The sequence below is a fragment of the Pseudoalteromonas sp. HM-SA03 genome, assembly GCF_002289345.1.
Classification (GTDB): Bacteria; Pseudomonadota; Gammaproteobacteria; order Enterobacterales; family Alteromonadaceae; genus Pseudoalteromonas.
Genome location: NZ_NSDG01000108.1, coordinates 1 through 13,839, shown reverse-complemented (window position 1 = coordinate 13,839; position 13,839 = coordinate 1). Strand labels below are relative to the sequence as shown.

Here is a 13,839-nt window from a genome sequence, read left to right as displayed (position 1 = left end):
ATATGTTAATTCAACGCTTCAAGCGCTCATCTAGCAAACTGGATTGGTGTCATTGGCTCGCAAGCTCAGTCAATGCCTGCTTAATAAGCTCAGGGTGGGTAAATGGGATCAGGTGCTCAGTTGATGATATTGGTAAATACTGCCCACCACTGGTTTCAGCAACTTCTTGTGACCATTTACGTCCCTCTGCTTCCCATTTTATTAGATTGGCTTTCGCTTCTTCAGAGTCTGCATTTGCAATATCTAGTTTTTCAAACTCACTATCTATCACTGAAATAGGAATGCTGCTGTCTGGCTGCCAGTTTCTTACTAACTCCAAGTCATCATGGTAGTTCATCATTTCGTGTACTCGAGTAAGTTGAGCTGCAACACCGTGGCGGGTTTGCATTATGTGATTGAAATATTGCCAATCCATGTAGTCTGCAAACTCGCTTCCTTCAAGCAGGGTTTCAATATGCGCCTGCTCTTCAGCTATTTTGCTATCCATCTTTTCTTGCCAATTACCAGCAGCAACATGATCAATCAAGTCTTGTCCGTATTGACGATAAACATCAACTGGATAACCTTGATACTGAGCAATAGAATGTGGCAGTAAAATATCTGGGTCTAGCCACAACATGCTGGCTATCTTTTGTTGAAACTCCTGTGATTTTTGCATCGCAATTAGCGGCACCGAGTTACTATTTGCGTAACTCAACAAATGCACATCACTGAGATTGAGCTTTTCAAATAGTACAGGGAGGTCGTGTGCAAATTTATTCATGGAAGGCGTGTCATCTACACTACTTAATCCCTGCCCTAGCCTATCAATGACGTAAACATTGAAACTGTCTGCCAAGTAAGGCTGAAGTAACGCGAACCAAGCGCTGTCGCTATGAAAATGCATATTCGCACCTGAGAGCATGACCACGGTTGGCTTATCTGCATGTTGTTTTAATTGTCGAACATGGTAATAATCGTTATTTATTGCGATAAGATCAGAGCCTTGAGGCAGCGCATAACGACTTGTCGATTCAAAAAATGCCATTATTGATTCGGTGGTTTGAACAGGTGGTAAATTCCAACTATGACGAGCCCCGTCTACACTAATGAGCTGCGTTTGAGTATTGCGATTAGGATAGTGAGTTAACGTCACGCCTCCCGCTATTTCTTCATCAACAGATAAAGCAGCCTCATAATTTAGATTAGCAATAATTTTAATCGCTTGAGGTGATGAGAGTAGCCCAAAATTTGCGTGACTTTTGCCATTATAAGGCAATACTGAGTCTGCTTTACCGTGCATAATTCGGTAGTTTGTAGGTGTCGAAAAGTTACAGCTATCACCTAATTGGTAGGACATAGGTGCTGCAACCGTTACTATCGCATTAAACGTCTCCGAGCGGTTACATAATAAGTTTTGTACAAATAACCCGCCTTGAGAAAAGCCGGTCGCATAAATTTCACCGTCAATGACATCATATTTGGCTTTTATTTCTGCAATCATCTGATCAACAAAGCCTAAGTCATCTACACCTAAACGATGTGCCTTGTTACAACCACAGCCTTCATTCCATTCTTCGTTTTTTGATTTGGGATAAACAACAATATAATCATCGCTTTGCTCATGTAGCTTGGTTAAACCTGCCATACCGTAAGCTGTCCCTCCAGAACCATGAAAGGCCAACATCAACTTGAACGCTTTATGTGGCTTTTCAATCGGCTTCATATAATAGTAACGCTCATTGAGTTGATGAACCTCAAAACCATTTACGGGCTTTAACACTCCATCATCATTGCTTAACGCCTTTTTGCTGTCGCTACTGCTACCACAGCCCGCGACTAAAGCTGCGAGTGTTAAACCTAAAGCCTGTTTTAAAAACATTCGACTTGTCATGTTGGCCATTCCTATTTTATTGTTTTCATGTACTCTAAATACTTTGAAAAAGGGCGCGACGAATTCACATGAAATCGTTGTGAGGAATTCCTTACCAATAAATATAAACAATATAATCAAAGGGATAATAAATGCGCTATGAGATTGCAGCCATTCGGTTTGATACGGTTAATCGAACGCTGACGAGTAGCACAGACTCCATCAGACTTGAGCCTAAGCCATACTTATTGCTACAAACCTTAATTGCAGCAAATGGTAATGTTGTTTCGCGCGATAAGCTCATTGCAGAAGTGTGGCAAAGTCGCGTAGTCACAGAGAGTGCAATCAATAAAGCCGTGTCGACGTTGCGCCAGTATATGAATAAATTAGATGGTAAAACTGAGTATATAGAGACTATCCCTACTCTTGGATATCGACTTATTCCCGCGGCCACAAGTCATACTCCGGCAACAATAAATAAGACCAGCTCCCGGATCGTGCCACTTTTAGGTGCTTCACTACTTATTACCAGCGTATGTGCGTTTATTGCCTATCAGCTCATGCAGCCAGCGCAAAATAACGAACCACTCGAGCCCCAAAAATTAACGAGCCAGAGCGGTATTGAACTGCAGTTAAGTAGCGCGCCTCAATATAAAAACTTTAGTTACCTGCATCCTACGAACACTCAGCAATCGGAGTTATGGCTCAATCACAGCAAGCAAAATAGAAAGCTGTTTTCTGGCAACATCAGCACACAAGCCTTAAGCTCAGACGCCAAACACATTACCTATATTGACGATGAGAATGGCTGTACCGTAAAACAGTTTGATATCGCTCAGGCACAGCACACTACGCTATTCTCTTGCCAGCCTATCGAAAACATTAAACTAATATGGGGCGCAAATCCGCACGAAATCATTTATCGAAAACGCACAAATATACATAGTGGATACGGCCTTTACCGTTTCGACTTGAATACAAAGCAGCATATCCAGTTAACGCTTCCTCCAATCTCAGGAAACCTCAGGGGCGACCATCTATTTAGCTTATCCACAACCAAAGACCAACTCGCCGCCGCGCGCTATCTTGGAGAAGATAAGCACGAACTGACGGTGTACGATTACCCAAGCATGTCAGTCAAGAGCACCGTTAAGTTACCTTATAATCTCACGGCACTGACTTGGTCTGCTAGCGGTCAATCTATTTACTTTAGCGCAGGCAGTAGCATTTATCGCACTGATATAAAATCGAGCAAAGTAAAACTGCTTCACAAGCTCACAGCACCAATCGAAAGCCTAGTATTACAAGATAACAATGAGACCCTGCTCTTTAATCAATATAAGTTAACTAGCCTAATTCACCTTTTCGACATATCGGAGCAAACCTTTTCACCACTTGTTGATAATCAGGCATTGAATCGCTTACCTCGCGCAAATCAAATACCGCGAGTTTGGTATATTTCGGATCACGGCGCGCATTCCGCTTTATGGTCTATCGACACTGAAACACAACAACACACTCAAGTTGACTTGCCTCACGTATTTAATTTTCAACGCTTTCAACTTAACCACGATGCCTCAACAATATTGTATGAATATCAAGACGCCATTTACCAGTTTGCTATCAACAGTCAAAAAACAACACAACTTATAGGTACTGAGCTTAAGCCTTACGTTGCCAATTACAGCCAAGATGACCATGAAATCATTTACAGCAGTGAACGCTCTGGTAGTTGGCAGTTATGGTCTCTAAATCTAATAACAAACCAACATCAGCAACTTACAACACAAGGTGGCTACAGCGGCTACAAGCTTAATAATGTGTTGTATTTTACCAAGTTTACACAGCCCGGAATTTGGCAACTGGAAGACGGGCAAGAGTCTGTAGTTGTGACGGATGTACCGGTGAGAAATTGGCTGAATTGGCGGCTCAGAGATAATGCGCTTTACTATGAAAAAGACAAAAGCATCTGGCGATTTGATCTTAAGACTCATCAAGAAAAGCTATATTTCACTCCGCCACAACGCTTTATTGGACAGTTTGATATATTGCAAAATGGCGATGTGGTTTTCAGTGAGCTGAAGCAACCAAGTGGAGAGCTTTGGCAATTAACCGTGAAAAATTAAAGTACAAAAACAAAAAACCCAGCCGAGGCTGGGTTTTTATTGATTCTTGAAACGAATTACTTGATTTTCGCTTCTTTGAAGATCACGTGTTTACGAACCTTAGGGTCGAACTTTTTGATCTCCATTTTTTCAGGCATGTTACGCTTGTTCTTGTCGGTAGTGTAGAAATAACCAGTACCAGCAGTTGAAACTAAACGGATCTTATCACGCATGATTTAAGCTCCTTAAATTTTTTCGCCGCGAGCACGGATATCTACTAATACCGCGTCGATGCCTTTTTTATCGATAATACGCATACCTTTAGTAGTAGTGCGTAGAGAAACGAAACGCTTTTCGCTTTCAACCCAAAAACGGTGTGTTTGTAGGTTAGGTAGGAAGCGACGCTTAGTAGCGTTGCGCGCGTGCGAACGGTGGTTACCAACCACTGGGCGCTTACCTGTAACTTGACAGACTTTAGACATGTCTATGTATCTCCAATAACTTCGCTCGAGCTTAATTTTCCCTTAAAGGCCTTTTTAACTGCGTGCCCTAGGTAAAATCAAAGGGCGCTCTTTATACAGTATCTACAGGCAGAGATCAAGGATCTGATCCTACTGAAATCAGCTCATGGGTAAATTTGATAGCGGCCAATTATAATGATCCGAAGCCCACTAGGAAAGTAAAAACTGCATTTAAATTGAACTAATTTATAAAATTTATACAAATATGCTGATTTAACGAGCAAATTTCTTTTTTGGCCCTTTCTACATCGTATTTTTCACTGTTTAATTTTCGTGCTTATACGTATATTTGGGCTGCAACACTCCACCAGCTACCTCACACTTCGAATAAAAGTTGAGTGATCCAGCTCCATGCCATTTTGCTCAGTTCAAAAGGACAACTTGAGAAAGCGAAACCCACCTGATAAAACAGCAACTCAGCTTAAATCAGTCCTCGTTCGGCAAACGAAATACAATGACTTCCGGCGACGATTAAATGGTCAAGCACATTAATATCGACCAGTGCCAAGCCTTGCTGCAATTTTTTCGTGATAAGTTTATCCGCTTCGCTGGGCTCTGCCACGCCCGATGGATGGTTATGGGCAAAAATCACGGCTGCACTATGATATTTGAGTGCCGCCTTTACTACTTCTCTTGGATAAACCGAGGCCGCGTTAATTGTACCGTGAAACAACACTTCATCTTTTATCAGTCGATTTTGGTTGTCTAGATACAGCACCATAAATACTTCATGCCCAAGCCCTCGTAGTTGAGCACTCAAATAGTCACGTACCGCAGTGGGGTTTTGAAATACCGTTTCTCTTAAGCACTCTTCTTTTAGATAACGCCGGCTTAACTCCAAAACGGCCTGTAACTGAGTATATTTGGCAACGCCTAAACCTTTTAACGCTGAAAACTCTTCTAATGAGGCATTGAACAAACGCTGTAACGTTTGCTGTTCTTGCAACAAGGTTTCGGCAAGCTCTATAGCATTTAACCCTTTGATCCCAGTACGTAAAAAGATGGCCAATAACTCGGCATTAGATAATGCCTCAGGGCCTTGCTCTATTAACTTTTCTCTTGGTCGTGCAGATTTGGGTAAGGCTGATATTTGCATCCTACTATTCCTTATATTTGTATGTCTCCTTGACTAAATTAAGCTTAGCGGGTGATCACGATTATTCAAAAGCAATCACAGACTGTGATATCTTTAGTTTATTGATACTGTGATCGTATAAAACAAACATGCAAAGAAATAAACGCCTCTTACTTGGGATCAGCGGTGGTATCGCTGCTTACAAATGCGCAGAACTCGTTCGTCGTCTAAAAGAACACCAGATAGATGTCAAAGTGGTGATGACGGAGTCAGCTAAGCACTTTATCACGCCACTGACAATGCAGGCTGTCTCTGGTGAAATCGTTTCTGACTCTTTGCTTGACCCGCAAGCAGAAGCATCAATGGGCCATATCGAATTTGCAAAATGGGCAGATCTAGTGCTAGTTGCTCCCGCGACTTCAAATATCCTCGCCAAAATGGCAGCAGGTATTGCGGATGATTTACTGACCACATTACTGCTCGCAACTCCCGCGCCTGTTGCCGTGGCGCCGGCAATGAATCAACAGATGTATGCGCACCTATCGACTCAAGCAAATCTCAATACCCTTGCTTCACGCCATGTACAAATCTGGGGACCCGGTAAAGGCGAGCAAGCCTGCGGAGATATAGGCGCAGGACGCATGCTTGAACCCCATGAGTTGGTGCAACTGTGTTTAGCTACACTTCGCCCTACTGAGCAAGTATTAGCGGGAAAAACGGTAACTATCACCGCAGGACCGACACGCGAAGCATTAGATCCGGTGCGTTTTATTACCAATCACAGTTCAGGAAAAATGGGATTTAGCCTTGCAGAGGCAGCAAAGGCTTTGGGTGCAAGCGTAAATCTGATCGCAGGCCCAGTTTCACTGAATACCCCCACTGGAATTACTCGAATTGATGTAGAAAGTGCTGAGCAGATGCAACAAGCCGCACTCGAATATGCCGTACAATCAGATATTTTTATCGGCTGCGCTGCGGTCGCAGATTACCGTGCAGCCACCGTTGCCGAGCAAAAAATTAAAAAACAAGGTGATGAAATCACACTAACACTGGTTAAAAACCCCGATATTATCGCCACTGTCGCAGCACTAAAACAATCTCGTCCTTATACTGTTGGCTTTGCAGCTGAGACGCAGAATGTCGCCGAATATGCACAAGGAAAATTGGTCAATAAAGGGTTGGATATGATCTGTGCGAATGATGTATCAGATAGCACAGGTGGTTTTAATTCTGATAACAATGCATTGACCCTATACTGGAAAAAAGACCGACTTGAACTCCCTTATACTAGCAAAAAAGAGTTAGCACTTACTGTCATTAAAGCTATTGCCGAAAAGATAAAATAACCTTCATGTAAAAGACTGGAAAGAAACTGAATAAAACATTAACATGATACCCCGATAACGTGTAAACGAGTCGGGGTTTGCACTTCTGCGCACCACTCTCTGTGCTTAATAAACCCGGCAAAAACAATATAACAATTAGAAAAATAAGGGAAATTTCATGCCAGCGACAAAACGTAGTAATCGCAAAGAGCAAATTCTTCAATCACTCGCACAAATGCTGGAAACCAGCCCAGGACAGCGTATCACCACAGCTAAACTCGCTGCTGAAGTAGGTGTTTCAGAAGCTGCGCTTTATCGTCACTTTCCTAGTAAAGCGAGAATGTTTGAGGGGCTTATTGAGTTCATCGAAGATACGTTGCTGTCACGCATTAATTTAATACTAGAAAACGAAAAAGAAACCCGTAACCGGATCTACAACATTCTTACTCTACTCCTAGCTTTTGCAGAGAAAAACCCAGGGATCACACGTATTTTAACGGGTGATGCTCTACAAGGAGAACAAGAACGTTTACGTGAACGAGTACAAAGCTTATTTGAAAAGCTTGAGACACAATTCAAACAAGTATTAAGAGAGCGCAAACTGCGAGAAGGTAAGACATTCACGAGTGAAGAGAGTGTACTGGCTAACCTATTCTTAGCTTTTGTTGAGGGAAAGATGAATCAGTTTGTCAGAAGTGACTTTAAAGCAAAGCCAACCGCACAATTCGATAAACAGTGGGTTGAGCTTGAGAAAATCTGGCTTTAAGCACCTGCGGCTAGCCGCTTAAATACATCCGCACACCGCAGAGCATTTTAGTTTCACTGTTAAAAGTGATAAAAACGCAATAAATAAATACTAAAATGCTCTACATATGACTCTAAAACTCTCTCTTTTAAGCGCAGCACTTTTTAGTGTAAGCAGCTTTGCAGCCCAACCCAACCTTGAATTTAAAGACGTTTTTGACTTTCGCTATCCACAGGGTACGGTAATCTCCGAGCAAGGCACATTACTAAGCCTGAGTGCTAAACCATATCGTGGCGACAGTGAAGGCCAAGTTTACTCTCTCGATGACAAAGTACTAATTGCATCAGTTCCCCGTGGCACGAATCCGGTTATCAATAAAAGCGGTCAATGGGTTGGCTTTACCCAAGTCCCTACCCTACTTGAAAAAGAAACCGCAGATAAAAAGAAGAAAAAAGCGCTAAAGAACAATTTAGTGTTGGTTAACACTACAACCAAAGTCCAGCAAACCTTTAGTTTAGTTAAAGATTATCAACTTTCAGATGATGGCCTGTGGCTGGTGTATCGTGAGGATGCAAAAAAAGGCGACAAAAAGTCAGACGCAAAAGCGAATACCGACGAGCAAACTGATGAACTCAAAATCAGTGCAGATAAAGGTGATGATACCCTAACGCTTGTGGTGCTGAATCTTTCTAACAATAAAAGCACTCGCTATGACGACATCGCAGCATACAAAGTAGCACCAAATAGTAACGCGATACTAGTCAATCAGCGCAGTGAAGACGGCAGTAAAAACCGTGTTGCCGTTATTGACTTAGCAAGTGCTCAAATCACAAGTCTTATTGATGAGCCCGGTGTGACTTTAGGAGACATTGCTTGGCAACCCAACTCTCAACATGTCGCTTTTTATTTAGGTAATTATGTCAACGATGACAAACGCCGCCGCGACTACCAACTCAAATTATGGTCTCCCGCAAGCAATAAAATAACCGACATCCACAACCCAAGCGGTTGGTTTTCAGGCAAGACAGCATCAATCAAGTGGTCTAAAGATGGCTCACGACTGTTTTTTGAAAATCGTCCACAGCTTGAAGAAAAAGCCAAAGTGCTTAAATACACAGATGAAAGCTCACTTTTTGATTACGATACCATTCGCCAGCAAAAAGGCTTAAAGGTTTGGCACAATGCCGATCCTGAGATCAAAACTCGAGAAATAAAAACATGGAATGAAAGCCGCCGAGATCAACATTATCAAGCGCTTTATCATATTAATGGCGAGCGTGTGGTACAGCTTGAAAACCTTCAAGTGCCTTCTGTTTCACTGCGCACAAACGCAAATTTTGTGCTCGGCAGCGACGATACACCATACCTAAAGCAAATTATGTACAAAGGTTTTTATCGCGACTACTACAGCGTTGATATCAGCAGTGGTAATAAACAACTCATTGTTAAAGAAAGTTCAAATCGCCCTACCCTCGCACCTGATGGTAAACATGCGGCCTATTTCGACGGTGAACAAGTCTGGTTGAAGTCGCTATCCACTCAACAGCTTACCCCAGTAAGCAAAGCGGTTAAAAACGCACTATTCGCGGATGATAAACATGATAAGCCAGAACCAAATAAAGGGTTTGGATTTGCAGGCTGGCAGCTTGATGGTTCGACGCTCTACGTCTACAGTAAATATGATATTTGGGCATTTGATACCAAAACAGCAAAAGCAACTCGGCTAACCGACGGCTATAAGACCCAAACACAATACCGCATTGAGTATAAAGATAAGGACAAACTAGGCTTTAACCCAGACGATACCTTACTGTTAAGTGCGCACAACCTCGAAAATAAACAAACGCATATTGCAACGCTTTCCCTACAAGATAACAAGTTGCAAACTGTTTTGTCTGGCGAAGCTAAATATAGTGTAGTGAGAAAAGCCAAAGAGGCGGACACTTATATTTTCACAAGACAGTCTTATCAAGAATTTCCTGATTATTGGATATCAGATAGTGGCTTTAATAACCCGTCAAAGCTCACAGACCTAAACCCACAACAGCAGACATTTGCTTGGGGCCAAAAACCTGAACTTGTGAAGTACAAAGGCTACGATGGCGAAGCTCTTCAAGGCGTGTTAATCAAACCTGCCGATTATAAAGCCGGTGATAAAGTGCCCGTGGTGATTTACTTCTACCGCTATATGAGCCAGCGCATGTATGATTTCCCAAAAATGGAGCTAAATCATAGACCTAACCTGCCAATGTATACCTCTAACGGTTATGCGATATTCTTGCCTGATATTCGTTTTGAAATCGGTCACCCTGGGCGCTCTGCAACACAAACCATGATCAATGCAGCACAAGCGCTTATTGATAAAGGTGTTGCTGATCCAAATAAAATTGGCTTACAAGGTCACTCTTGGGCAGGTTACCAAAGTGCATTTATGATCACACAGACGGATATGTTTAAAGCGGTTGTGTCTGGCGCACCAGTATCCAATATGACCTCAGCCTTCAGTGGGATCCGTTTAGAATCTGGTCTTGCAAGACAGTTCCAGTACGAAACAGGTCAAAGCCGTATCGGTAAACCACTAACAGAAGCGCCTGAATTATATATAGAAAACTCTCCAGTGTTTTACGCTGATAAAGTAAACACGCCGATTTTGATCATGTTTGGCGATAACGACGGGGCCGTGCCTTGGCAAGAGGGTATTCAATACTATTTAGCCTTAAGAAGACATGATAAAGACGCCATTTTCTTACAATACGAAGGTGAACCGCACCACCTAAAAAAGCTGCCAAATCAGCTAGATTATTCAATTCGTATGAAAGAATATTTTGATTACCACCTGAAAGGATTGCCACCAGCAGCGTGGATTCAATCCGGTGAAGCTTTTATCATTGAGAAATAAGCAACTCTACAGGTATTAATCATCAAGGACACCACTTCGGTGTCCTTATTTTGGCAACATCTTACTCATTCCTTTGTTCTACTTTCATCTAGAAATGTTTTGTTTCAACTTTCATCCGTATAATTTCGTTATAAAAAAGCTCATATCTCCATTACATTTGACCGTTTTACAAACGAACCATTGAACTTTCAGTAGATGCGTTGTAAGTTCTATGTTGCAGGAATATTTTCCTACTCTGCTAATAATTAAATAAATAAGGAAATAAGATGAAACTTTCTAACCTATCAGCAACGATCAGGCTATCTCTACTAGCTTGTTCAACGCTGACTGCAGGCGTATCAGGTATCGCCCACGCTGAAGAAACAGATGCCAACGCTACTAATAGCGTAGAACGAATTGAGGTTACTGGTACTCGTATCAAGCGAGCTGCCATGACCGGCGCGAGCCCTGTGACGAGTATAACAGCTGAAGATATAACCATTTCAGGTATTACCCGAGTCGAAGATTTATTAAACAACATGCCTGCGGTATTTGCGGATCAAACCGCTGGTACTGCAAACGGTGCAACGGGTACCGCAACCGTTGACCTTCGTAACTTAGGCCCTTCAAGAACCTTAGTGCTAGTTAATGGTCGCCGACTTCCTTCTGGTTCACCGGCAGGCCAAGCTGGGGTTGGAGCTGATGTTAACCAAATCCCTGCATCTCTAGTTGAGCGTGTCGATGTATTGACTGGTGGTTCCTCTGCAACCTATGGTTCTGACGCAGTTGCAGGTGTTGTAAACTTTATCATGAAAGACGATTTTGAGGGTTTTGAAATCGACTATCAAGGAAGCGTTTACAATCATAAAAACGACCATAAAGACATGCAACGAGCGTTGAACGCAGCTGGTTTCGAGGTACCTGAATCATCTGTTACAGATGGTGATACCCACGATATTTCTTTGATCTTTGGTATCAACTCAGACAATGATAAAGGTAATATTACAGGTTATATTACTTGGCGTGATATTGATGATATTCGTCAAGACTCTCGTGACTTTAGTGCCTGTGCGATGGACCTTGAGCGAGACCGACTACAACCTAACGCTGGTGTTAGAACTTGTAGCGGCTCAAGCACAATACCAACAGTGCGATTAACAAACTTTGATACTTTCGATTACACAGTTTCAGGCAGAGACTTAGTTGATCGTAATGGCAAAGTTTATAATTATGGCCCCTTGAACTATTTCCAACGACCAGATAAACGTAAAACATTTGGTCTATTAGGCCACTATAACATAACAGAAAAACACACCTTTTATGCCGAGATGAACTATATGGACAACCGTACGGTTGCTCAGATTGCGCCTTCAGGTTCATTCTTTAATGACGAACTATCAATTAAATGTGACAACCCTCTATTGTCCGATTCTCAACGTGAAACCTTATGTGGTTCTAATGGCCATGCGGTCGACGGTGCTGTAACTGCATTTGTTGGCAAACGTAATGTTGAAGGGGGCCCTCGTCAGGATGACCTTCGCCATACGTCTACTAGATTTGTTTTGGGTATGCGTGGTGAAATCGATGATAATTGGACCTACGATGCGTTTTTTAACTACGGTAACGTGTCATACGAACAAACTTACTTAAACGACTTGTCTAAACGTAAGATAAGCAAGGCACTTCAAGCAACACGAGATGATCAAGGTAATATCGTTTGCCAATCAGTCGTCGATGGCAGTGATCCTGACTGTGTTCCTTGGAATATTTTTGATCTCGATAACATAACTCAAGACCAGATTGATTATCTGACTATTCCCTTGTTTGCTCGCGGAGATACTTATTCAAAACAAATCAGTGGCTTTGTAACTGGTGACCTAACTGAATATGGTGTAGTCGTACCAGGCACATCAACGGGTGTAGGTATTGTTCTTGGTCTAGAGCATCGTAAAGAGTCAATTAAATTTAATCCAGACTATAACTTCATTACTAATGATGGTGCAGGTCAGGGTGGTCCAAGGAAGCCTGTTTCGGGCCAATTTGACGTTAATGAATTCTTTACCGAGTTAAATGTACCTCTTGTTGAAGACACAGCATTTGCAGACTACATTACGCTAGAACTGGCATATCGTTATTCTGATTACTCAACAGATAAGCAAACAGACACGTATAAAGCAGCATTTGATGTTCGCATCGACGATAGCCTTGGCTTGCGTGCAAGCTACCAAAGAGCTGTACGAGCTGGTAATATTCAAGATCTATTTAGGCCATCATCGCTAGAACTTGTAAATTGGGATGACCCGTGTGGCGGTTCCAACCCAGCATATACACTAGAGCAGTGTTTAAGAACTGGACTAGCCGCAGATCGTTATGGTTCGGATGGCTTACTTAACCCTGCGGGTCAATATAACTCAGTTCAAGCAGGTAACCCTGACTTACGTCCAGAGAAGTCTGACACATATTCATTCGGTGTACTTTATTCGCCGGAATTCATTGAAGGGCTTGATATAGCAATTGATTACTTTGATATTACCATTAAAGATGCTATTCAACCTTATCCCGTATCATATATCGTAGAGCAATGTGCTGTAGATAATAACCAAGATTTCTGTGACTTAATCAATCGCGGTAGCACTGGTTCACTTTGGGTTGGCGAAGATGCTGTGACCGCAACAGACACCAACATTGGTAGTGTTGAGACGTCAGGTATTGATTTTGATGCCTCATACCGCTACAGCTTGCCAGAAGATATGGGCCTTCTGAGATTCTCTTTAGTTGGTACTTGGATGGAGAAGTTTAATACTCAAAACTCGCCAGGAGGGGTTGTTGATAAGTGTGCAGGAAAATGGGATAAAAACGTTTGTGAAAACCCTGTTCCAGATATGCGCTACAACTTCAAAACCACTTGGGTAACACCTTGGGATGTAAATGTTACAGCGACTTATCGCTATGTAAGCGAAGTAGAGGAGTTCTATCGTCCAACTGAAGCTGAGCTAGCAGATCCATCGAAGATGCCAGTATTAGTGCCTCTGAGTGCAAGAGATTACGTAGATATCGCCGCAACATGGAATGCAACAGAAAACTTGTCATTCAGAGCAGGCGTTAACAACGTATTTGATAATACTCCACCACTCGTTCCTGATGGTCCGTCTGGCGTAGCAAATGGTAATACTTACCCTGGATTCCACGATATCCTTGGCCGCTATATCTTTGCAGGCTTCACATTTAGAATGTAACCCAGTAAGCCGAATAAAAAGTCCCTAATGGGTAATGCCAGTCAGTTAAGCTGACTGGCATTTCTTTTTTTATGTGGGTACTTTGATGGCTTAGGCTTTATC

The 13,839-nt window shown here is 42.3% G+C and carries 9 protein-coding genes; 5 read left to right on the top strand and 4 right to left on the bottom strand.

Annotated features, from left to right (window positions below):
• Positions 1–49: 49 nt before the first annotated feature.
• Entirely contained in the window at positions 50–1,873 is a 1,824-nt protein-coding gene (locus tag CKO50_RS20925) for an alpha/beta hydrolase (RefSeq protein WP_095729735.1), read from the bottom strand.
• A 131-nt stretch (positions 1,874–2,004) separates the two neighbouring features.
• Between CKO50_RS20925 and CKO50_RS20920 the strand changes: the two genes are divergently transcribed.
• A complete protein-coding gene (locus CKO50_RS20920) occupies positions 2,005–3,978 on the top strand; it encodes a winged helix-turn-helix domain-containing protein (RefSeq protein ID WP_095729734.1) in 1,974 nt (657 codons plus the stop codon).
• A gap of 56 nt (positions 3,979–4,034) precedes the next feature.
• Here CKO50_RS20920 and rpmG read toward each other — a convergent pair whose 3' ends face one another.
• The 3 genes from rpmG to radC all read right to left on the bottom strand — a co-directional run bounded on the left by rpmG (position 4,035) and on the right by radC (position 5,574).
• Entirely contained in the window at positions 4,035–4,190 is a 156-nt protein-coding gene (rpmG, locus tag CKO50_RS20915) for a 50S ribosomal protein L33 (protein WP_010364212.1), read from the bottom strand.
• Between the two features lie 12 nt (positions 4,191–4,202).
• A complete protein-coding gene (gene rpmB / locus CKO50_RS20910; protein WP_010605890.1) occupies positions 4,203–4,439 on the bottom strand; it encodes a 50S ribosomal protein L28 in 237 nt (78 codons plus the stop codon).
• 460 nt (positions 4,440–4,899) lie between these two features.
• Positions 4,900–5,574, bottom strand: a complete 675-nt coding sequence (gene radC, locus CKO50_RS20905) for a DNA repair protein RadC (RefSeq protein WP_095729733.1) — start codon at positions 5,572–5,574, stop codon at positions 4,900–4,902.
• 128 nt (positions 5,575–5,702) lie between these two features.
• On the opposite strand from radC, the gene coaBC reads away from it, so the two are divergent.
• The 4 genes from coaBC to CKO50_RS20885 all read left to right on the top strand — a co-directional run bounded on the left by coaBC (position 5,703) and on the right by CKO50_RS20885 (position 13,737).
• Complete coding sequence (gene coaBC, locus CKO50_RS20900; RefSeq protein ID WP_095729732.1) at positions 5,703–6,899, top strand: bifunctional phosphopantothenoylcysteine decarboxylase/phosphopantothenate--cysteine ligase CoaBC; 1,197 nt, start codon at positions 5,703–5,705, stop codon at positions 6,897–6,899.
• A 157-nt stretch (positions 6,900–7,056) separates the two neighbouring features.
• Positions 7,057–7,644: a nucleoid occlusion factor SlmA gene (gene slmA / locus CKO50_RS20895; protein ID WP_095729731.1), complete on the top strand. Its 588-nt coding sequence runs from the start codon at positions 7,057–7,059 to the stop codon at positions 7,642–7,644.
• Between the two features lie 106 nt (positions 7,645–7,750).
• On the top strand, positions 7,751–10,522 hold the full coding sequence (locus CKO50_RS20890; RefSeq protein ID WP_095729730.1) for a prolyl oligopeptidase family serine peptidase: 2,772 nt from the start codon (positions 7,751–7,753) through the stop codon (positions 10,520–10,522).
• Positions 10,523–10,788: 266 nt separating this feature from the next.
• A complete protein-coding gene (locus CKO50_RS20885) occupies positions 10,789–13,737 on the top strand; it encodes a TonB-dependent receptor (RefSeq protein ID WP_095729729.1) in 2,949 nt (982 codons plus the stop codon).
• The last annotated feature ends 102 nt before the right edge of the window (positions 13,738–13,839 follow it).

Coding starts and splice junctions, on each gene's coding strand:
- rpmB (WP_010605890.1), bottom strand. CDS start 4,439: ATGTCTAAAGTCTGTCAAGTTACAGGTAAGCGCCCAGTGGTTGGTAAC.
- CKO50_RS20890 (WP_095729730.1), top strand. CDS start 7,751: ATGACTCTAAAACTCTCTCTTTTAAGCGCAGCACTTTTTAGTGTAAGC.
- radC (WP_095729733.1), bottom strand. CDS start 5,574: ATGCAAATATCAGCCTTACCCAAATCTGCACGACCAAGAGAAAAGTTA.
- CKO50_RS20920 (WP_095729734.1), top strand. CDS start 2,005: ATGCGCTATGAGATTGCAGCCATTCGGTTTGATACGGTTAATCGAACG.
- CKO50_RS20925 (WP_095729735.1), bottom strand. CDS start 1,873: ATGACAAGTCGAATGTTTTTAAAACAGGCTTTAGGTTTAACACTCGCA.
- coaBC (WP_095729732.1), top strand. CDS start 5,703: ATGCAAAGAAATAAACGCCTCTTACTTGGGATCAGCGGTGGTATCGCT.
- CKO50_RS20885 (WP_095729729.1), top strand. CDS start 10,789: ATGAAACTTTCTAACCTATCAGCAACGATCAGGCTATCTCTACTAGCT.
- slmA (WP_095729731.1), top strand. CDS start 7,057: ATGCCAGCGACAAAACGTAGTAATCGCAAAGAGCAAATTCTTCAATCA.
- rpmG (WP_010364212.1), bottom strand. CDS start 4,190: ATGCGTGATAAGATCCGTTTAGTTTCAACTGCTGGTACTGGTTATTTC.